The organism is Pseudoalteromonas fuliginea, from assembly GCF_000690055.1.
Lineage (GTDB): Bacteria > Pseudomonadota > Gammaproteobacteria > Enterobacterales > Alteromonadaceae > Pseudoalteromonas > Pseudoalteromonas fuliginea.
In genome coordinates, this window is record NZ_JJNZ01000012.1 from 37,385 (window position 1) to 57,678 (window position 20,294).

The window sequence follows — 20,294 nt, forward strand, 5'->3', positions numbered from 1 at the left end:
ATTACTAACATGGTAAAAAAGCTGCTCACTCGGTACTTAAAGCGCCGTAAATTACTAGGCAAAAATGCCTTGCAACAGCGTTACTTAGTGATTGATTTAGAGCTCACTGGCCTTGATGCAAAACAGCACGAAATTGTATCGGTAGCGTGGGTGGTAATAGATAATCAATGTATAAAAATGAGTGAGTCGCAGCACATTATCAATAAAGACGTTATAAGCCTCGAACAAAGCCCTGTTTATCACGGTATAAATGATGATGCGGTAGCAAAAGGGCAAAGTTTACACAGTATACTAACGCAACTAAGTAGCCACTTTAGTGATTGTATTTTAGTGTTTCATAATGCCATGCTCGATTGGGGCTTTTTAAAAATAGCCCTAAAAAATGCCAATATAACAACGCGGCCTAAACTGATACTCGACACCCTCCACATCGAGAAAAAGCGTTTACTCAACCATTCATCTGAAATAAAGCAAGATGATTTAACCCTTAATGCCTGTCGTATACGTTATGAGTTACCAAGCTATCATTGTCATCATGCACTGACCGATGCACAAGCCACTGCCGAGTTACTGCTAGCCCAGTGCCATCAAATAAGCCGTGGTAAAGAGCTAAAAGTAGGCGAGTTGACGTAGGTTGGCTGTAGGCGGGGCTTTATGCCGTGCGAAATAAACTCCCGCCTACAATAAAGAGCAGTTTACTTTTATTGTTATCCGTATGACTATAGGTACAGTTGCGTAATCATTATCTAACTAATTACTTCAAGGAACGAATATGAAACTCATTATCACTATTTTTCTAACATTATTCCCACTCATCACTTTTGCTAATTCAAGCTTAGCTACAAATCGTCATATTACGGTTCAAGGGACTGCTGAGATATTAGTTGAGCCTGACATGGCTCAAGTTTCTTTTGAAGTAACGAGCATTAAAGATACGTTGCTTGAGGCTAAACGAGATCTTGATACCCAGATTAACTTGTTACTTGAAGGAGTCGATAAATACGGTTTTGAGCAAGACGATATTTTTGTATCTGGTTTAAAAAGCAATGTATACAATATTATTGGTACAGAAACGGGGACTGTTTCAGGCGATAAATACTTAGCGCTAAAAACGGTTAAAGTAACAATAAACGATATTAAAAAAATAGATGGTTTTATTGAATTTGCACAAAGTCTAAAAATAAATAATGTTATAGCAATCGAGAGTTTATCTTCAAAAGCAAAGTTGTTAGAGGCGCAGGCAACACAAGCTGCAGTAGATGACGCAATAGCTAAAGGAAGCATGCTTGCTAAAGCATTTGGCGTTGAACTTGGAAAAGTTTATAGTATTAATTCAACTGCTAATCATCAAAGATACCCTACTAATAATGTTAATAGTTTAATTTTTCCAGGTTCTGGTGCTAACTCAAATCCATTCGAACAGGTGCGGTATGTGGATGAAACAATAATTTTTACATCATCAATAAACGTGGTGTTTGATTTAGACGTAAAATAATAACAGTAAGTACGGGGAACTCTTTAACGAATTTGTTTTTGTTTGATTTTTAGCTTTTTTATAAAAACAATTTGGATTTAAATTCATCTATATCGATAGGTTTTGATAATAAATATCCTTGAAAAAAATGGCATCCTAATGACTTTAAATAATCTAACTGAAATTCAGTTTCAACACCTTCAGCCACTACATTTAAATCATATAAATTAGCTAAAGACAAAATCACTTCAACCATAGAGTTCTTATTTTTATTACTTATCGTAGTTTCATTAATGTTATTAATGAAACTACGATCTATTTTTAAAGTGTTAACCGGATAGTTTTGCAACTGATTAAAGGCTGTATATCCAGTGCCAAAGTCATCCAAGGATAACTTAAAGCCTTCATTTTTTAATTGTTCTAGAGTTCGAGTTGCATTTTCTTCTCTAGTTATTAAGCTTGTTTCTGTTATTTCAAACTCGATTATTTCGGGGGGAATATTATACTTTGTTATTAATTTAAGTATTTTCCCAATGAAAGACTCTGAATTTAGCTCCAAAGCTGAAATGTTTATAGCAAAAAAGAATTTTTTATTTTTAATTATTGGTAATATTTTTTTTATTTCATTAAATGCTTTTTCAATTACTATAAAGTCAATTCTTGATATTAGGCCTGCTTCCTCCGCTATAGGAATATATTTATCTGGCCCATGTTTTTTTAAAATTTCGTCGTCATTTCTAATTAGTATTTCTACACCAATCATTTCATTAGAATTATAAATAGGCATGAAATTTAGAAAAAAGGACTTTATTTCTATCGCGCGGTCCAGTGCTATAATAATTTCGTTTTTGACGACTAGTTCATTTGATAATTTTTCATTAAAAAACTCTATTCTATTTTTCCCCGTTTTTTTAGCTTTGAACATAGCTTGATCAGCATCGCTAATTGCCTGTAAAGGTGTTAATTTGAGATCGTTAGTTGTTGATACTCCAATACAAGCATCTAATTTGAACTTTACACGCTCTATATACATTGATAAATTAATTTTTTTTAATAACTCATTGGCTGTTTCGGTAATATGAAAATTATTATTCGAGACTTTCAATACAACTATAAACTCATCACCTGCGACTCTTGATACCGTACCATCGAGGACATTTTTATTTGTTTTTACTTCATCTATAAATGTAATAAGTTTTTGGCTAATTTCTTTAAGCAATAAGTCACCGACAGTATGGCCATAAGTATCGTTTACCCGTTTAAAATTATCGATATCTATGTAGTAGAAAACAAGCTGTGTAGTGGGCTCTAAATTTTTAAACTGATGCTTAATCCAAAAAGTAATACTTCTCCTATTATTAATACCTGTTAGATAGTCTTTGTTAGCTTCTTTAATTAATTTCAATTCATTTCTTTTCAAGTTTTTCGAATATAAATATGAGATAATTATAGTTATCGAAATGCTAATAGATAAACCAATGACTACTCGGATAACTTGTTGGAAACTAACTGCGTATAACGAAGCTATAGCGAAAATCAAGCTAATTAAGAGAGCTTTGTTTGTCGTATTCGTATAGTACATCACGATAATAAAAGGATAGAGGTAAACAATTCCCCGCACATCAAAATAATAAGATGTATATATAATACCAAGCCCTAAAATATAAGTTAAAAGCTTCTTATGATAACTTTTCAAACCATAACGAACAGCTGTTATTGCACAGTATAAAAGAAATATTAGATTAATAAGACAAAACCAAGCCATCTCTGATGCACCATACATAGAGTGATAGTATGTATAAGATGCCCAAGGGACCATGCCTAAAAACATGAGTATAATGTATACTCTATTTGAATTTTTATTTGTAGCCATTAATAACCCTGAAAATAAACAATGTTGTTATTTGTGCCTAATATTAACACGAACAAGAGTAGGAGATACAGCCGGGGAACACAGAGAGGGTGATACATTTTGTAAAATAATGTGATTTAATAGAACTCATTATCTATAGCATATTATTTGAGCCTCATAGATTTCCTTTTGCTAAGATAAATGGATTAGATTTTCTCGAAAAACAGCTCTGGTCATTTAGTTTTGTTAGTAGGCTTGTTTACAGCAATTGGTTTGGCAACTTTAATCGTATACACGATAAACCAATATCAGCGGTCAAATACTATGGTGGTAGTAGGATGGCAGGTTGTTTTAAATAGGTATCTAAGTCATAGCTGCTAGATGATTACGTAACTTAAATGTTTTGAAATATATTTGTACTTTACTCTTAATTTAAAGTTTCTAATGCTTCCCTCTTATAATCAGATGCAAGGTCGATTACAATACAGCCATCTAAAAGGCATATTGCCTTTATCTGCACGCTAAAAGAGTGGATTTTATATTTCATGGCAATCAAACTTGCAATTAATGGTTTTGGTCGTATTGGTCGAAATATTGTCCGCGCGTTATACGAGTCTGGTTTGAGCGACGATATAAAAATTGTTGCGATTAACGAACTTGCTGATCCTGAAGCTATTGCTCATTTATTAAAATACGACACATCCCACGGTCGCTTTTCTTTTCCTGTAAAACTTGGTGAAGACACCATTAGTGTTGCAGGCGATACCATTGCACTTTTTTGTGAAGAAAACCCAATTGAATTACCTTGGCAAACGCTCGATGTAGACGTTGTACTTGAATGTACAGGTGTTTATCACTCGCGCGAACATGCGCAGTTACATATTACAGCAGGCGCTAAAAAGGTGTTGTTTTCGCATCCGGCCGATAACGATGTTGATGCCACTATTGTGTATGGTATTAACGACGATGAGCTTAAAAGCGAGCATACAATTGTGTCTAACGGCTCGTGTACAACTAACTGTGTTGTGCCGGTTATTAAAGTATTAGATGATGCATTTGGTATTGAGTCGGGCGCTATTACAACGATTCATGCGTCGATGAACGATCAACAAGTGATTGATGGTTATCATCATGATTTACGCCGTACTCGCGCTGCAAGCCAATCAATAATTCCAGTTGATACAAAGCTCGCCCGTGGTATAGACCGTATTTTACCTAAGTTTAAAGGTCGTTTTGAGGCCATTGCCGTACGAGTTCCGACTATAAATGTAACGGCAATGGATTTAAGTGTAACGGTTAATACCGATGTAGATTTAAACGCAGTAAATAATGCACTTAAAGCACAAGCAAAAGATCGCTTAGAAGGTATTTTAAGTTATACCGAAGAGCCGCTTGTATCGGTTGATTTTAATCACGACCCACATTCTTGTATTATTGATGGCACACAAACACGTGTTAGTCACAAACGACTGATAAAGTTATTAGTATGGTGTGATAATGAATGGGGTTTTGCTAATCGTATGCTCGACACCGCGCGTGCTATGATGGCAGTGAATAAGTAATTTATTAATATAATAATTTTAAACGTATTTTTCAGGTTCAGTATCGTTAACTAAGGAGATGTTCATGTCGGTCATAAAAATGGTAGATTTAGATTTAAACGGCAAACGCGTATTAATTCGTGAAGATTTAAATGTACCAGTTAAAGCAGGTAAAGTGACGTCAGATGCGCGTATTCGTGCAGCACTACCTACTATTAAACTAGCCCTTGAGAAAGGCGCTAAAGTAATGGTTATGTCACACCTTGGCCGTCCTACGGAAGGGGAATACGATGAAGCGTTTTCGCTTGCACCTGTAGCTGATTACTTAAACGATGCCCTAGAGCAAACTGTACGTTTAGAAAAAGATTACCTAAATGGTGTTGATATTGCTGATAACGAAGTGGTTGTTTTTGAAAACGTGCGCTTTAACAAAGGCGAGAAGAAAAACGACGAAGCGCTATCTAAGCAATTAGCAGCACTGTGTGATGTATATGTAATGGATGCATTTGGTACGGCTCACCGTGCACAAGCATCTACCCATGGCGTTGGCTTATTTGCTGATGTGGCATGTGCAGGTCCGCTGTTATCGGCTGAACTTGAAGCATTAGGCAAGGCACTTGATAACCCCGCTCGTCCATTAGTGGCGATTGTAGGTGGTTCTAAAGTTTCAACTAAATTAACCGTTTTAGATTCACTTTCTAAAATTGTCGATCAGTTGGTTACCGGTGGTGGTATTGCAAATACCTTCATTGCTGCATCAGGTAGCCCAGTTGGTAAATCGCTTTACGAACCTGATTTAATGGATGAAGCGAACCGTTTATGTGCAGCAGCGATTGCTAATAATGGTGAAATTCCGGTACCGACTGACGTAGTTGTTGGTAATGAGTTTTCTGAATCTGCTGTAGCTACGCTTAAAGATGTAAGCGAAGTAACAAGCGACGATATGATTTTTGATATTGGCCCTGATACAGCGAGCAAGCTTGCAAAAATTATTGCAAATGCAGGCACTGTTGTATGGAATGGTCCAGTAGGCGTGTTTGAGTTTGACCAGTTTGGTAATGGCACTCGTGCTATTGCACAAGCAATTGCTAACTCAAATGCGTTTTCAATTGCGGGTGGCGGTGATACCTTAGCCGCCATTGATAAATACGGCATTGCCGATAAAGTATCTTATATTTCTACTGGTGGTGGTGCGTTCTTAGAGTTTTTAGAAGGCAAAAAACTGCCAGCAGTTGAAATGCTAGAATCGCGCGCTAAGTAATTTTAGTCGCGTAAGGTGAGGGGTAATAGCCCTCACCGACAATTAATTATTAAATACCTCTCACCCTAATTTAATAGTTAATTTAGACGGAATTTTACTGCAAAGCAGTGGTTTTTCGTGGCGTTGTTATAACGCCAAACTAACACATCCGTTCAAACTAGATGGTAGGGAACTACTGTCGATAAATTGGAGAATACCCAATGGCTTTAATCAGTATGCGACAACTTTTAGATCATGCAGCAGAGCATGGTTACGGCGTACCTGCTTTTAACGTTAATAACCAAGAGCAAATGCGCGCAATAATGGAAGCGGCTGACAAAACAAACAGCCCAGTAATCGTGCAAGGATCAGCGGGCGCACGTGCTTATGCTGGTGCTCCATTTATTCGTCATATGATTTTAGCAGCCGTTGAAGAATGGCCACATATCCCCGTTGTTATGCACCAAGATCACGGCACATCGCCAGGTGTATGTCAGCGTTCAATTCAGCTTGGTTTTTCATCAGTAATGATGGATGGCTCGCTAATGAGCGACGGTAAAACCCCTTCAAGCTACGAATACAATGTAGAAGTAACGCGCGAAACTGTTGCTATGGCGCATGCCTGTGGCGTATCGGTTGAAGGCGAGCTAGGTGTACTTGGTTCACTTGAAACAGGTGAAGCTGGCGAAGAAGATGGCGTTGGCGCAGAAGGCATATTAACCACTGAGCAAATGCTAACAGATCCTGAAGAAGCGGCTGACTTTGTAAATAAAACACACGTTGACGCACTTGCAATTGCATGTGGTACTTCGCACGGTGCCTATAAATTTACGCGCCCACCAACAGATGACATTTTAGCGATTGACCGTATTAAAGCGATTCATGCACGTATTCCTAACACGCACTTAGTGATGCATGGTTCATCTTCGGTTCCACAAGAGTGGTTAGAAATTATTAATCAGTATGGTGGCGAAATTCCAGAAACTTATGGTGTGCCTGTTGAGCAAATTGTCGAAGGTATTAAGTTTGGTGTTCGTAAGGTAAATATTGATACTGATTTACGTTTAGCTTCTACCGGTGCAATTCGCCGTCACATGGCGTTAAACCCATCTAACTTTGATCCTCGTAAATACTTAGCTGAAGCAACTAAAGCAATGACAGAGATTTGTGTTGCACGCTATAACTCGTTTGGTACCTCTGGTCAGGCGAGTAAAATTAAGCCAATTTCACTTGATGAAATGCATCTTAAATATTTAAGCGGTGAGCTAGACCCTAAAATTAGATAATCGATACTAGGCCAGTAACTTTGTTACTGGCTTTTTTAATGTTAGCCCTTTTTATATTGCAGATTACGGTTTATTGATCAGATCACTGTATTACCAACACCGTACTTTGGGATCACGCATTTACTAACATAGCTATTTTTGGATCATTATTTTACTAAGAAAAGTACACTTTGACGCTATTTTAGGCTTTGAAATAATCTGATCGTTATTTATTTGTACAAACAATCAACAACTTATAGCTTTGACTAAGTACAACTCTGATCTGAGGGGGGATCGGCTTGGTAAAAATCTGATCCTTTATTTAAGGCTTAGTAAAATTTAGATCTATTTTTAAACGTATTGATGGTTGCACAGGCGGGTTTGTTGATTTTGAAATGGCTTTAAGGTTACTTTTAAGTCGCTGATCTGAAAAAAACATTGGTTAGTAAAATAATGATTCCAGTTAGTTAGGTGTTATTTAAATAATCACAAAAAAGCAGGTAGTGTCAAAGTTAAATATTTTATAAATTTATCGTAAACCTCTTTTTATTGCGTTAAATATTAAAAAGGTTTTAAAAATATGACGTTAATGAGGTTATTTATCACTAATTTGTGTTTTTTTTACCACCATTTTAATTTACACGTTACACTTTCATAAAAATGTCATACTTAGTCATAATAATGAAAACTAATTCGATAGCGTAAGAGATAAATTGGAATGTCACGTAAAGTACTAGTCGTAGATGACGAAGCTCCTATCAGGGAGATGCTGGTTTTTGTTTTAGAGCAAAATGGATTTCAGGCGATTGAAGCAGAAGATTATGACTCTGCAATTGCAGCTATGGTTGAACCTTATCCAGACATGGTTTTACTTGATTGGATGTTGCCAGGTGGCAGCGGTATTCAAATTGCGAAAAAGTTTAAGCAAAATGAACATACCCGCCAAATCCCAATTATTATGCTTACAGCCCGTGGCGAAGAAGAAGACAAAGTACGCGGTCTTGAAGTAGGGGCTGACGATTACGTCACTAAGCCGTTTTCCCCTAAAGAGCTTATGGCGCGTATTAAAGCAGTTATTCGCCGTGTATCGCCAACCTCATTAGAGGAAGCTATTGAAGTACATGGCCTGCGCTTAGATCCTATTTCTCACCGTGTTACCTCTGAAGGTAACGAGCTTGATATGGGGCCAACCGAATTTAGATTGCTACACTTTTTTATGACCCACCCAGAGCGTGTTTATAGCCGTGAACAACTGCTTGATCATGTATGGGGAACTAACGTTTACGTCGAAGATCGTACGGTTGATGTGCATATTCGTCGCCTGCGTAAAGCAATTGGCCCACTTGGACATGACCGTTTGGTGCAAACTGTACGTGGTGCTGGGTATCGTTTTTCAAGTAAGCTGTAATACCAAATTGCATAAATATTTGAATAATTTAACGAGTTAAATAACTCTATAACGTTGTTAAAAATTTTATTTAGAACACAACTAGAAATAAAATTTTTGCTTAGTTATAGCGCAATTTCCTTATCGTTAAATAGACCCCATTTATAAGCCAGTTGGTATAACGTGCGTGTGTATTACTACTCTAAGGTAAAGTGAGTGTATGTATCGAGTTGTTAATAAGCAGGCGTTAGTAAAACGTCTGTTTATCTATTTTTTACCTTTACTATTAATTGGTGTGCTGGTTGGCGCGCCATTTTTGCTTTTATTTTTAGGATCTTTTTCCCTCCTTATTTGGCACTATCATCAGCTTTATCGCTTGAGCGATTGGCTACTTAATCAACGCAGTTTTAATCCACCCGAGGGCGAAGGTGCGTGGGAACAAGTATTCGAAGGCATTTATCATCTACAGCACCGCAATCGTAAAAAGCGTAATGAGCTTGCTGATTTAATTCGGCGCTTTCGCGATGGGGCAGAAGCTGTACCTGATGCTGTTGTGGTACTGCAAAATGATTTAAGTATTGTGTGGTGTAATCAACTAGCACTTAAGGTGCTTGGCCTGCAGTGGCCAACAGATCACGGTCAGCGCCTTGATAACTTGGTTCGCGAACCTAAGTTTGCTAAATACATGCACAAAGGTGAATTTGATGATGCCCTTGAGCTTGATAATGGACATGCGGTTGAGCAAGTACTTGAATTTAGGGTTATGCCATATGCAAGTACACAGCTAATGGTCGTTGTGCGTGATGTAACACGTTTAAAGCAGCTTGAACAAATGCGTAAAGACTTTGTAGCCAATGTATCACATGAACTACGTACGCCGCTTACAGTGGTATCTGGCTATCTTGAAATGATGGATGGCGATATGATGCCGCCGCCAGCAATGTGGGGCAAGGCACAAAAAACGATGCTTGAGCAATGTAAGCGCATGGATAGCTTGGTTAGCCAGTTATTATCACTTTCGCGAATAGAAGGTGCTAGGCGTCAAGATAACGATAAAGCAATTAATGTTCCGAAGTTGCTTGGTTACATTCAAACCGAAGCACAATCAATTAATCAGGATAAAGGTCATGAACTTGTTTTTGATATTGATGCGACTTTAGATATTAAAGGCTCTGAGGATGAACTACGTAGCGCGTTTTCTAATCTCGTTTTTAACGCTATTCATTACACCAAAGCTGGCGGCAAAGTACAGGTATGCTGGCAGCATAAAGGTGATCGTGCTTGTTTTAGTGTTACCGATAACGGTGATGGTATTGCGCCAGAGCATATTAATCGTTTAACGGAGCGCTTCTATCGGGTAGATAAAGCACGAAGCAGAACAACAGGGGGATCGGGTTTAGGCCTTGCGATCACAAAACATGTACTAACGCGCCACGATAGCAAATTAAATATTCGCAGTGAAATAGGCAAAGGTTCATGTTTTTCTTTTGATTTTTCGATCGATAAGATAGTTCCGTTGGCTAAGTAATTATACAAATACCAATTCGCAATAATACTTAATCAATTTGAGGGATTAAACCTGGTGCTAGCTGCGTTAAAAATTTCTTATATATAACAACTAAATAACGAAATTTTTGCCTTGTTATCAACACAACTTTCTTATCTCAAAGTAGAACAACGAATTAAGCGAATTGGTATAAAAAGCAAAGTCATAAAAGTGTCACTTAATAGCAATCTAACTGTCATCTACTCACTTTAGAGTGGGCAACAGTTAGTAAATGAGACGAACAAACCGGGGAACCCGACATGAAATTTAAAAATTTAGTTGCCGCAATGGGTGTGGCTGTTACAACTTTCGTATCTGCGCAAGCAGTTGCACTAGATAAAAACATTCCTGAATATCAAAAAATTAGTGGTGTTTCAGGCAACTTTTCATCGGTAGGTTCTGATACTTTAGCCAACATGATGACGTTTTGGGCTGAAGAGTACAAACGTATTTACCCAAATGTAAATATCCAAATTCAGGCCGCAGGTTCTTCTACTGCACCACCTGCATTGACTGAAGGTACAGCTAACTTAGGCCCAATGAGCCGAAAAATGAAATCAAAAGAAATCGAAGCGTTCGAAAAACGTTACGGTTATAAACCAACAGAAGTGCGCGTTGCTATTGATGCGCTAGCGGTTTATGTTCATAAAGATAACCCAATTGAAGGTCTTCGCATTGACCAAGTAGATGCTATTTTTTCATCGACTCGTAAATGTGGTGCACCAGAGCAAGTTAACCGCTGGAGTGAAGTTGGCCTAACTGGTAGCTGGGCAGCAAGAGATATTCAACTTTACGGACGTAACTCGGTATCAGGTACTTACGGTTACTTTAAAAAGAAAGCATTGTGTAAAGGTGACTTTCGTAACAACGTAAATGAACAACCAGGCTCTGCATCGGTAGTACAATCAATTTCATCATCATTGAATGCAATTGGTTACTCAGGCATTGGTTACAAAACGTCGGGTGTACGTACTGTTCCATTGGCTAAAAAAGGCAGTAATTTTGTTGATGCGACTCTTGATAACGTTGCTCAAGGTAAATACCCGCTATCTCGTTTCTTATACGTTTACGTGAATAAACACCCAAATAAACCATTAGCGCCTATCGAAGCACAATTTTTAAAAATGGTGCTTTCGCAAGATGGTCAACAAATTGTAGAAAAAGATGGTTATGTACCACTTTCGGCAAAGCTCGTAGAAGTAGAGCTTAAAAAGCTAGGTTTAAATTAATAAACTATAAGCAATAAAAAAACCGCTCATTGAGCGGTTTTTTTGTGCCTAAAATTAAGGGCCTGAAAGATAAACAGCTCCAAGTATTTTAAACGCTTATATACCACCTAATTTTTCGGCTTGTACTTTACACTGATTGTAGCTTTCAACACATTTGCCAGAGCATACTTGTTGCTTTAAGCCTTCGCCACTTGACTGCTGTTCACAGGTAGTTTCACATTGATAGTTTTGTTGAGCACACTGGTTAAGTTCAGGGCTTTGTATTTGGTTTTGACAACCAGCTAAAAATGCAAAAGTAAGGGCAACTACGCTTGTTTTTATTAAATTGTGCATGTTTAATCCTTAAAAATGGAGTCGCAATAATATTAAATTTCGACCTGAATATTGTCGATTAATCTAACATTACCAAAATAGGCAGCAGCTAAAATAACAAACTTGGTGTCTTTGAGTGTAGCAGTTTTTAATGTATCTCGTTGAGCTATCTCAAAATAGTCTGGCTTTAGACCAGCTTGCTCTAAGCTCTGTTTAGCTAAGCTTTCAAGTTTTACGAAGTCTTTCTCGCCACTTTTTAGCTGTTCTGCGCATGTATTAAGCGTTTTAAATAATACGGTTGCAGTCGTTTTTTGCGCTTCAGATAAATAACCATTACGTGAACTCATAGCAAGGCCAGAAACTTCTCGCATTGTAGGGACACCAATCACTTCAACCGGAATTGATAAGTCGCGTGCCATGGTTTTAATGACTTGCAGCTGTTGAAAATCTTTTTCACCAAAGCAGGCATAATCAGGTTGTACTAGATTAAATAACTTAGTAACGATTGTTGCAACGCCTCTAAAATGCCCTGGGCGTGAACCACCGCAATAGCCTAATGAAATGTCAGGCACATCGACAAAGCTTTGTGCACCAAGTCCGTTAGGATAGATTGTTTCTACGCTTGGAGTAAATACAATATCGGTTTCAAGCTCAGCAAGACCTTGTTTGTCTTCGTTAAGTGTACGAGGGTAGTTATCTAAATCTTCGTTAGCACCAAACTGCATAGGGTTTACGAAAATGCTCACAACCACTTTGTCGGCCAGTGTTTTTGCTTTTTCGACTAGCGAAAAATGCCCTCGGTGTAAGTTTCCCATAGTTGGTACTAATGCCACGCTAAGACCTGCTTGTCGCCATGCTTTAATTTGGCTGCGTAATGATTTTATTTCAGTGATTGACTGCATTATTTAAACTCGTGTTCAGCGCAAGGAAATGCACCGCTTTTAACGTCTGTACAATATTTTTGAACGGCTGCAGGCATATTGCCTGTTTCGAGCAAAAAGTTTTTAGAAAATTTAGGAATATACCCAGCTGAAATACCGACTAGATCGTGCATTACCAGTATTTGGCCGTCAGTTAGGCTACCAGCACCAATACCAATAGTTGGGATGCTTAGAGCGTCTGTAATGCGTTTTGCCAATGCACTAGGAATACATTCAAGTACTAATAATTGTGCGCCAGCAGCTTCTAGTGCTTTTGCGTCATCAATCATTTTTTGTGCTTTGTCTTCTTCGCGACCTTGTATTTTAAAACCACCAAATACATGCACTGACTGCGGTGTAAGGCCTAAATGCCCGCAAACTGGAATACCTTGTTGAGTAAGTGTTTTAATACTCTCGTAAAGCCATTCTCCGCCTTCAAGCTTAATCATGTTTGCGCCAGCGCGCATAAGCTCAGCTGCATTTTTACAGGTATCACTTACGCTTGAATAGGTCATGAAAGGCAGGTCGGCAATTACAAATAATTCACGACTACCAGCGCGCGCACAACGTGTATGGTATGCGATATCTTGATTGGTTACGCCAAGCGTGTCATCGCCACCTTGAAGTACCATGCCCAAAGAGTCGCCCACTAAAATAACTTCAACGCCGTTATCATGAAATAACTTTGCAAAACTGGCGTCGTATGCCGTTAACGCAGTAATTTTGTTATTCTCTGCTTTCATTTTATTTAAAGTAGAAACAGTTATTTTAGACATAATATTCCTCGCAGGCTGAGCCTAGGTTAATTACAGAGGTAATTGTTGTAAGTCGTTGAGCGGTAAATTTTTTGCAATGGTTTTTAATGCAACGCCGCTAGGTAAAATAAGTTCAGGTGTAAGCTCTAATAGTGGATACACTACAAACTCGCGATTATTCAAACCATAATGAGGCACGGTTAAGCGCTGTGTATTTATGATTTGATCATCAAATAATAGGGTGTCTATATCAAGAGTGCGTGGCCCCCAACGCTCTGCTTTTCTAACTCGACCGTGCTCAAGCTCTATACTTTGTGTTAAATCAAGTAATTGCTCTGGCTCAAGGCTTGTTTTAATACATGCAACGGCATTTATGTAGTCGGGTTGATCTTGTGGACCCATAGGTTTACTGGCGTAATAATGCGATACGCTCATAAATTCACAGTGAGGCAACTTTTTAAGCGCAATAACGGCGTTATCAAGCTGCTCTTTTGGTGAGTTTAGATTTGCACCTAAACCCAAATAAACACAATGCATGGTATTACTCAGCAGGCTTTTTAGGTGCACGACGGCGTGTGCGCTTTCGTGGTTTAGGACCGCCAGGGTGACCTAGGTTCTTAACCATCTCTTTTTGGCCGTTAATGTCTTGGCCTAGATACTGTGTCCACCATTGTGCTAATTCGGTGTGCTGTGTTTCACCTGCATCAACACGTAATAACAAAAAGTCATAAGCGGCTTTAAAGCGAGGCTGTTGCGTTAGTCTGTAAGCGCGTTGCCCTGCTCGTTTATCTAAACGGTGCTGAATATGCCAAATGTCGCGAGCACCTAGTGTAAAGCGTTTTGGAACTGCAATGTGCTGAGCGCTATCGCTCAATACTTTATTCATTGCTTGAGCAAAAGCATCGTATTCAACGAGTTGCTCTTGTTCTTGAATTTCTTTAGTTCGTGCTAATAATGGAAACCAAAGTAGCGCTGCAAAAATAAATGCAGGTGTTACTTTTTTATCGGCATTTATACGTTCATCGGTGTTTTGAAACATTTGCTGAACAAGTGTGTGCTCTAGCCCACCAGGCTTTTTATTTAAAATGCTATCAAGGTCTGGAAATAGCGATTTAAATAAACCGTATTTACGCAGCATTAAAAAGTTAGCTTCAGCTTTACCGTTTAAAAACAGTTTAAGTACTTCTTCAAACAAGCGAGCTGGCGGAATGTTATCAAGCAAACTTGCTAGTTCTGTAATTGGTTTTTCGCTTTTCGGTGCGATGCTCATATCAAGTTTAGTGGCAAAACGCACTGCACGTAACATACGAACAGGGTCTTCACGGTAGCGAGTTTCAGGGTCACCAATGAGCTCAATTTGTTTGGCTTTAATTGCAGCTAAGCCGTTTGCGTAATCATGAATACTAAAATCATTGATTGAGTAATAAAGTGCATTGATTGAAAAGTCGCGGCGCTCTGCATCTTCTTCAATACTGCCAAATACGTTATCACGTAGTAATTGACCTTGATCGCTCGATTGGCTTATTTGGTTTTTATCTTCTGGCGCTTCGTGATGTCCGCGCATCGTTGCGACTTCTATAATTTCACGACCAAATACGATATGTGCTAAGCGAAAGCGACGACCAATTAAGCGACAGTTTCTAAAAAGTTTCTTTACTTGATCTGGCGTTGCATTGGTTACTACATCAAAATCTTTTGGTTGTTGGCCCAACAATATATCGCGAATGCAACCACCAACTAGGTAGGCGTCGTAACCACCATCTTTTAAACGGTACAGTACTTTGATTGCATTTGGGCTAAATTGTTTGCGCGAAATACCATGCTCACCACGAGTGACAACAATAGGTTCACTGCTTACCGAAGCGCTTTTTGCACTGGTATTCGGGCCGATTATTTGTCGGCAAAATTGAAAAAGCTTGGAAATAATAGTCTGTCTCCTAGAAGGTGTTGATTGACTTGTCATCGCAATCAAAAATTACAGCAAATAGGGAAGTTATAACCCAGTACAAGCTGTTTAACGTAAATAGCATATATTTAGGCGGCTATCATATACCAGCAGGGTTTAAAAATTAAGTTGATGTGTTGAAATTAAGCCGTTTTTAGCGATTTTTATTTACTTAGTTGAGTAAATTGGATGGCTTGACTCGTCGGATGCTGAGAAATCTGTATTTCGGGAACGTGTGGCACCTGTTTTAAGCTAAAGTTTTTAACTCCCCAAGCGACTAATTGTTCAATATTTAAATCGATTAGATCAGCAATTACAGGTAGTCCTAAAAACTCAAATGCACTGATTAATGCAGGTTTTGGATTGTTTTTACTAATTGCGGGTGCATAATTTTGTTTAGACAGTTTAAAGCCAGGTTTGGCAACCGCTAAAGGTAAATGAGCAAATTCAGGTACAGGGCTGTTGAGTTGTTTAAACAAACTAATTTGCCGAGCAGTAGGTTCAATTAAATCTGCACCTCTTACAATTCGATTAATCCCTTGATCAATATCATCAACAACCACTACAAGCTGATAAGCAAATAAACCATCGCTACGTTTAATTAAGTAATCTTCATGGGCAAGGGGACTATTTACCGTTATATCACCTTGGATTAAGTCACTAAATTGAGTCGTTGGATGTTGTTGAACTAAGCGAAGTGCACCGGATTCAGTGCTGTGATCAAGTACTTTGCAATGCCCCTGATAAATACCACCAATGGTTTTTATTTGTTTGCGAGTACAGGTGCAACCATAAATAAGCTTTTGTTTTAAAAGTGAGTGGGTAATATCTTGATATAAAGGCAAGCGCTGTATTTGATAAACAACCGGTTCGTCCCAGTAAAGGGCGTAAGCGTGTAAGGTATTTAGAATATCGGAGTCGGCATTTTTTACAACGCGCGTAGTGTCTATATCTTCGATACGGACTAACCATTTACCTTTGTTTGCTTTTGCATCAAGGTAACTACCCACAGCCGCCACAAGTGAGCCAAAATGTAATGGCCCAGAAGGAGACGGTGCAAAACGACCGCGATATTTACGCACTGGCGCAGTAACGGCTGTAGGAGACATAACTAATTAATAGAGGTTAATTAGCCGCGTCCAGATTGTTTTTCTTTGATTTCTGCAAGTGTTTTACAGTCTACGCATAAATCGGCAGTAGGACGCGCTTCTAAGCGGCGTATGCCAATTTCGATGCCACAAGACTCACAAAAGCCAAAATCATCTTCTTTAATCAGGTTAATTGTTTTTTCAATTTTTTTGATTAATTTACGTTCGCGGTCACGAGTACGAAGTTCTAAAGAGAACTCTTCTTCTTGTGCAGCGCGGTCAACTGGGTCAGGAAAGTTAGCAGCTTCGTCTTGCATGTGCGATTTAGTACGGTCGACTTCATTGCGTAAATCATTACGCCAAGCTTCTAAAATCGCTCTAAAATGTGCACGTTGTGCATCATTCATGTACTCTTCACCTGGTTTTTCTTGGTATGGTTCTAAACCGGCTTGAGCCAATAAACCATGTTTCTTTTGGTCTGGCATAACTCTCTCCTAAATCCTTAATTTAATGCCTCAGCATTAGCCGGCGGTATAAATAACAGAATCTTATACCCTAGGCAAATTTATTTTTAATTAATCGAATTAGCTTCAACCATGTTCACTGATCAAAAAGTGTATTAATAGTCTATTTACACTTTTATTAATTCATGTATTCGCTCTTTAAAACTTGCCTAGTTATGTGGGCAAAAGTTTTAAAAACAAGCTGATTTGTACAATTTAACAAGGACTATTTTCGAGTCTTTGTCATTTCAACAGTAAGACTAGTTTAATTGTTTGTATTTATACATTATTTTACAAATGCTATTTTTTTATGAAGCAAAACCTCATTTGCTGAAATCTTTGCTTTGTATGCTAATACTTCAACCCCCGCCACAATTGCTTGGCTTAATAGCATGGCGTACTTTTCATCAATATGCGCAGCTGCACTTACTGTATTTATTCCTTCATGCAAAACAGCAAACAGTAATACTGCTCGGTGACCTTGTTCGATCATTTCTATTAGTTCGCGAATATGTTTTTGTCCGCGCAGTGTTTGCGCATCTGGGAAGTAGCCTTGCCCACTTTGTGGTGCATCTTGGCTTAGTAATGTGACTGATTTAACTTCTACGTAGCAATCAGGTTTATTTTCGTCTGTGAGTAAAAAGTCTATGCGGCTATTTTCACTGCCGTACTTTACTTCGCTTTGCAATTGACTGTAGTCGAGTAGCTCGCTTATCACATTATTGTTTATTGCTTCTTCTACTACTTTATTGGCCACCGCTGTATTTACACAAATAAGCTGCGATAAATTATTTTGCGTCAGCTCTAATGAATGTGGGTATTTTCGTTTTGCGTTATCGCTCGTTGAATAAAAAGCAGTAAAACCCGGCTCTGCGCATCCGGTCATTTTACCTGTATTAGCACAATGGGCGGTAAATTCGCTGCCATCACTTAATTGTAGGTCGGCTAAAAAACGTTTGTAGCGCTTTAATAAGGTGGCAGGTTGCAGAGTTGGCGTGTACTTCATGATAAATTCCAAAGCGTAAATACTGCACAGCAGTGTGGTTTATGTTATTTATCTCAAGCTGTTGGGAACTTAAGCGCTCTATAGTAAACTCGGTGGCACATTTAAGTGCAAGGGTATTCTAACATGAGTGAAAAATTTGTTGTTCAACTAAGCGAACAAGCAGCAGCGAGTCATTGGGGCGATAATGCGTCATTGTCTTTTAACGAGCGCGGTGCAACTGTTCATTTATCTGAGCAAGACACATTAAAAAATGTTCAAAAAGCAGGCCGTACTATTGCAAGCCAAGGCGTTAAAAACGTTGAACTAGCAGGCGATACCTGGTGTACAGAAAGTCAGTGGGCTTTTTATCAAGGTTTTGTAACACCAAAATCGTTAAACGGTGTTGAGTTTGTTGATAACGCACAATCAGATATTAAAGAACTTGCTCACTTAAAAACGTCAGCAATTTGGGCTCGTGAAATGGTTAACGGCACTGCCGATGACATTTATCCTGAAAGCCTTGCAGAAAAAGCGGCTGAGTTTATTCAATCATTAGCGCCTGAGCATGTAAGTTACCAAATTATTAAAGGTGATGCCTTACTAGAGCAACAATGGATTGGTATCCATGCTGTTGGTCGTGGCAGTGAACGCCCACCAGTATTGCTTGAGCTTGATTACAACCCAACAGGCGATGAAAATGCACCAGTAAGTGCTGCGCTTGTAGGTAAAGGTATTACGTTTGACTCAGGTGGTTACTCAATTAAATCAAGCGAAGGTATGCTTGGTATGAAGTGCGACATGGGCGGCGCTGCAACTGTAACCGCAGGTTTAGCATTGGCTATTAACCGTGGTATTGAAAAGCGCATTAAACTGTTTTTATGTTGTGCTGAGAACTTAATTTCGGGCCATGCATACAAATTAGGTGACATTCTTACTTATAAAAATGGCACGACAGTTGAAATTGTAAACACTGATGCTGAAGGTCGCTTAGTACTTGCTGATGGCTTAATGGCAGCAGGAGAGACTGGCGCTCCACTTATCATTGATGCAGCAACACTAACTGGAGCAGCGCTTGTTGCTGTTGGCCAAGAGTACAATGCTTTATTTGCACTTGATAAAGAACTTGCACGCGAAGTTGAAAGTTTTGCATCTCAAGAAATGGAAGCTGCTTGGCCACTGCCTCTTGAAAAATGGCATCAACAAAACTGCCCGTCTCCTTATGCTGATACGGCAAATAGCCGTGCACAAAAGGGTGGCGGTTACGGCGGTGCATCAAATGCGGCTGGCTTCTTATCACGCTTTGTGCCAAACGACGGCAAAGGTTGGGTACACATAGATTTAGCCGCTGCGTTTAACATGGGCAGCACAAGCCAGTGGGCAGCGGGTGCAACTACTCAAGGTATGCGTACAGTTGCGCGAACTTTACTAGAAAAAGCATAGTATTTACTAAATTTATGCTTTTTATACTTTGAATGAATAGGCACCACTTGGTGTCTATTTTTTTGTACGTGAAGCAAGCAATTTTATTTCATTTGCGGTAAAATCCGTCGCCAATACCTGTTTGAGTTTAATTTCTGCTTAACTCTAAGCTGCGCTCAAGCGTTATATCCACCACTGGGGTTTCTAATTATGTCAGATAAGTGCTACATCACAGCTCAACAACTGCTTGAAGATTCGTTCCGCGTAGCGGCACAAGTATACCAAGATGGCTTTCGTCCTGATTTTATTATTGGTATTTGGCGAGGTGGTGCACCGATCGGTATTGCTGTTCAAGAATATTACGATTACAAAGGCATTGAGACTGACCACATTGCAGTACGTACTTCGTCTTATTACGGTATTGGTAAACAATCGAAAGAAATTAAAGTACATGGTTTACATTACATAGTTGAAAACGCGAATGCAGGCGATTCATTATTAATTGTTGATGATGTATTTGATTCTGGTCGTAGTATTGTTGCATTAAAAGAAAAACTTTCAGAGCTTATGCGTTTAAACTTGCCACGTGATATTCGTATCGCATGCCCATATTACAAACCAAAAAACTCAAAAGTAGATACAGTGCCAGATTACTATATTCATGAGTCTGAAGAGTGGTTGGTGTTTCCGCATGAACTATCGGGTTTAACACCAGATGAAATTATTGCAGGTAAATCTGACCTTGCAAAAATACATGATATTTTGCTAGAAAAGTAAGATTCATAAGTAATACCAACCTGCATAAATCTTTGATCAATTTAACGAATTAAATT

At 38.7% G+C, this 20,294-nt stretch carries 19 protein-coding genes; 10 read left to right on the forward strand and 9 right to left on the reverse strand.

Going from position 1 to position 20,294, the window contains the following annotated elements; translation table 11 throughout:
- Positions 1-9 precede the first annotated feature (9 nt).
- Positions 10-633, forward strand: coding sequence for a 3'-5' exonuclease (locus DC53_RS15990; RefSeq protein ID WP_033028717.1), 624 nt, complete (start codon positions 10-12; stop codon positions 631-633).
- Positions 634-772: 139 nt separating this feature from the next.
- Positions 773-1,495: an SIMPL domain-containing protein gene (locus tag DC53_RS15985; RefSeq protein ID WP_007377494.1), complete on the forward strand. Its 723-nt coding sequence runs from the start codon at positions 773-775 to the stop codon at positions 1,493-1,495.
- Between the two features lie 58 nt (positions 1,496-1,553).
- Here DC53_RS15985 and DC53_RS15980 read toward each other — a convergent pair whose 3' ends face one another.
- A complete protein-coding gene (locus DC53_RS15980) occupies positions 1,554-3,347 on the reverse strand; it encodes a putative bifunctional diguanylate cyclase/phosphodiesterase (RefSeq protein WP_007377493.1) in 1,794 nt (597 codons plus the stop codon).
- Positions 3,348-3,871: 524 nt separating this feature from the next.
- On the opposite strand from DC53_RS15980, the gene epd reads away from it, so the two are divergent.
- The 6 genes from epd to DC53_RS15950 all read left to right on the forward strand — a co-directional run bounded on the left by epd (position 3,872) and on the right by DC53_RS15950 (position 11,534).
- Positions 3,872-4,888: an erythrose-4-phosphate dehydrogenase gene (gene epd / locus DC53_RS15975; protein WP_002961528.1), complete on the forward strand. Its 1,017-nt coding sequence runs from the start codon at positions 3,872-3,874 to the stop codon at positions 4,886-4,888.
- 64 nt (positions 4,889-4,952) lie between these two features.
- Positions 4,953-6,128, forward strand: coding sequence for a phosphoglycerate kinase (locus tag DC53_RS15970; protein ID WP_007377492.1), 1,176 nt, complete (start codon positions 4,953-4,955; stop codon positions 6,126-6,128).
- A 200-nt stretch (positions 6,129-6,328) separates the two neighbouring features.
- Positions 6,329-7,393: a class II fructose-bisphosphate aldolase gene (fba, locus tag DC53_RS15965; RefSeq protein WP_007377491.1), complete on the forward strand. Its 1,065-nt coding sequence runs from the start codon at positions 6,329-6,331 to the stop codon at positions 7,391-7,393.
- A gap of 697 nt (positions 7,394-8,090) precedes the next feature.
- Complete coding sequence (phoB, locus tag DC53_RS15960) at positions 8,091-8,780, forward strand: phosphate regulon transcriptional regulator PhoB (protein ID WP_006791869.1); 690 nt, start codon at positions 8,091-8,093, stop codon at positions 8,778-8,780.
- A gap of 199 nt (positions 8,781-8,979) precedes the next feature.
- The gene (phoR, locus tag DC53_RS15955; RefSeq protein WP_007377490.1) at positions 8,980-10,287 is read left to right on the forward strand and encodes a phosphate regulon sensor histidine kinase PhoR; all 1,308 of its coding nucleotides are present in this window, start codon (positions 8,980-8,982) and stop codon (positions 10,285-10,287) included.
- A 278-nt stretch (positions 10,288-10,565) separates the two neighbouring features.
- The gene (locus DC53_RS15950; RefSeq protein WP_007377489.1) at positions 10,566-11,534 is read left to right on the forward strand and encodes a PstS family phosphate ABC transporter substrate-binding protein; all 969 of its coding nucleotides are present in this window, start codon (positions 10,566-10,568) and stop codon (positions 11,532-11,534) included.
- A gap of 96 nt (positions 11,535-11,630) precedes the next feature.
- Here the strand turns inward: DC53_RS15950 and DC53_RS15945 are convergent, their stop codons facing one another.
- The 8 genes from DC53_RS15945 to sfsA all read right to left on the reverse strand — a co-directional run bounded on the left by DC53_RS15945 (position 11,631) and on the right by sfsA (position 18,063).
- Positions 11,631-11,867 (reverse strand): hypothetical protein, encoded by a 237-nt coding sequence (locus DC53_RS15945; protein WP_007377488.1) that lies wholly within the window; start codon positions 11,865-11,867, stop codon positions 11,631-11,633.
- A 32-nt stretch (positions 11,868-11,899) separates the two neighbouring features.
- Positions 11,900-12,748: a pantoate--beta-alanine ligase gene (gene panC, locus DC53_RS15940; RefSeq protein ID WP_007377487.1), complete on the reverse strand. Its 849-nt coding sequence runs from the start codon at positions 12,746-12,748 to the stop codon at positions 11,900-11,902.
- Entirely contained in the window at positions 12,748-13,542 is a 795-nt protein-coding gene (gene panB, locus DC53_RS15935; RefSeq protein WP_007377486.1) for a 3-methyl-2-oxobutanoate hydroxymethyltransferase, read from the reverse strand. Before panB ends, panC begins: the two co-directional genes overlap by 1 nt.
- A 30-nt stretch (positions 13,543-13,572) precedes the next feature.
- Positions 13,573-14,058, reverse strand: a complete 486-nt coding sequence (folK, locus tag DC53_RS15930; protein ID WP_007377485.1) for a 2-amino-4-hydroxy-6-hydroxymethyldihydropteridine diphosphokinase — start codon at positions 14,056-14,058, stop codon at positions 13,573-13,575.
- A gap of 4 nt (positions 14,059-14,062) precedes the next feature.
- Positions 14,063-15,484 (reverse strand): polynucleotide adenylyltransferase PcnB, encoded by a 1,422-nt coding sequence (pcnB, locus tag DC53_RS15925; RefSeq protein ID WP_007377484.1) that lies wholly within the window; start codon positions 15,482-15,484, stop codon positions 14,063-14,065.
- A 146-nt stretch (positions 15,485-15,630) separates the two neighbouring features.
- A complete protein-coding gene (gene gluQRS, locus DC53_RS15920) occupies positions 15,631-16,575 on the reverse strand; it encodes a tRNA glutamyl-Q(34) synthetase GluQRS (protein WP_033028718.1) in 945 nt (314 codons plus the stop codon).
- Positions 16,576-16,595: 20 nt separating this feature from the next.
- A complete protein-coding gene (dksA, locus tag DC53_RS15915; RefSeq protein ID WP_007377481.1) occupies positions 16,596-17,039 on the reverse strand; it encodes an RNA polymerase-binding protein DksA in 444 nt (147 codons plus the stop codon).
- A gap of 304 nt (positions 17,040-17,343) precedes the next feature.
- A complete protein-coding gene (gene sfsA / locus DC53_RS15910) occupies positions 17,344-18,063 on the reverse strand; it encodes a DNA/RNA nuclease SfsA (RefSeq protein ID WP_007377480.1) in 720 nt (239 codons plus the stop codon).
- A 123-nt stretch (positions 18,064-18,186) separates the two neighbouring features.
- Here sfsA and pepB point away from each other — a divergent pair, with 123 nt between their 5' ends.
- The gene (pepB, locus tag DC53_RS15905) at positions 18,187-19,482 is read left to right on the forward strand and encodes an aminopeptidase PepB (protein WP_007377479.1); all 1,296 of its coding nucleotides are present in this window, start codon (positions 18,187-18,189) and stop codon (positions 19,480-19,482) included.
- Between the two features lie 189 nt (positions 19,483-19,671).
- On the forward strand, positions 19,672-20,238 hold the full coding sequence (locus DC53_RS15900) for a phosphoribosyltransferase (RefSeq protein WP_007377478.1): 567 nt from the start codon (positions 19,672-19,674) through the stop codon (positions 20,236-20,238).
- The last annotated feature ends 56 nt before the right edge of the window (positions 20,239-20,294 follow it).